The sequence below is a fragment of the Lacticaseibacillus zhaodongensis genome (assembly GCF_009687905.1).
Taxonomy (GTDB): domain Bacteria; phylum Bacillota; class Bacilli; order Lactobacillales; family Lactobacillaceae; genus Lacticaseibacillus; species Lacticaseibacillus zhaodongensis.
On record NZ_BLBG01000040.1, the window covers coordinates 1 to 1,265 of the forward strand.

Below are 1,265 nucleotides of genomic sequence, written 5' to 3' on the forward strand. Positions count from 1 at the left end.
CCCGCGTTTTAGAATCAAGTTAGCCACCATCGCCTCAAATTTGAGACGATAAAAAACACCAAGACAAAAGTCCTGTTATCATTGAAGCTACCATACAAACAATGAAAGAAGGATGTCTTGATGCAAGACCAGCTTATCACGCCTCACGTTAAAGGTCACCACCTAACCCCATCTGAGCGTGGAGAAATCGCAGTTCTCCACGCGCAAGAAAAGTCCAATCGAAAGATTGCCGACCGCCTCGGTATCAATCGCCAAACCATCGCCAACGAAATTGCTCGCGGGCAGACTGACCAGGTCGAGAAGGTCAACGGCAAGCTGCACTACTATAGTGTTTACAGTCCTGAAACTGCCCAGATACGTTATCAGGAAAACCGCCAGCGCTGCCGTCGTCCGCTTAAGCTCTCGAAGGTCCAGGACTTCATTACCTACTTTACAAGCCACTTTCAAGAGGATAGCTGGTCACCTGACGCGGCCGTTGGCCGCGCTAGGGCAGAGGGGCTATATTTGCCCGACGAAATGGTTTGTACTGCGACGCTTTACAACTATATCGACGCTCAGCTACTGGAGGTGCGAAATATTGATCTGCTTGAGAAGCCTAGTAGACGTGTGAAGCATAAGGCCAACCACAAGTTCCAACGCATGCTGACGGGTCGCAGTATTGACGACAGGCCAAAGCGTGTGGACTCTCGTAGAGAGTTCGGCAATTTCGAGCTAGACACCATAGTTGGTAAGCGCAATGGCCAGGAGAGTGTACTGATGACACTGATTGAGCGCAAAACCCGCTTCCAGTTCGTGCGCCTGATTGATGGTCGTGATGCGGACTCGGTTAACTATGCCATGCGCGCTATCGTCAAGGACCACGGGGACATCATCAAGACCGTCACGGCGGACAACGGTTCAGAGTTCGCAGACTTGTCATTCGTACTCGACGGAGTCGCTGACGTATACTACGCCCATCCTTATCGCTCCAGCGAGCGCGGCACCAACGAAGCCCATAACCGGATGCTGCGACGGGACTTCCCCAAGGGCCTGTCTCTAGATACCGTAGGCCCTCAGGAGGTGGCCGAGGCCGGACGTAAGATCAACGACCTCCCACGTCACATCCTGAAGTACCAGACCCCCACAGAACGATTCGTGGCGGAATCCGCTCAGGTCCGACGCCGGGCGGCTAAAGCGTCGACGCCGACTAACTCACCAACTTCATAGATAACAGGCTTTCATACGCCGGATCGGGCCAGGTGGCTAACTTGTTCTTGCAATTTGCG

1 protein-coding gene is annotated in these 1,265 nt (G+C 53.2%); it reads left to right on the forward strand.

The genetic code is table 11. The features are described 5' to 3' along the window. Positions 1 to 120: 120 nt before the first annotated feature. The gene (locus GN107_RS11280) at positions 121 to 1,206 is read left to right on the forward strand and encodes an IS30 family transposase (protein ID WP_155287937.1); all 1,086 of its coding nucleotides are present in this window, start codon (positions 121 to 123) and stop codon (positions 1,204 to 1,206) included. The last annotated feature ends 59 nt before the right edge of the window (positions 1,207 to 1,265 follow it).

Excerpts from the sequence above, each read along its gene's own strand:
- GN107_RS11280 (WP_155287937.1), top strand. The coding sequence starts at position 121 with ATGCAAGACCAGCTTATCACGCCTCACGTTAAAGGTCACCACCTAACC.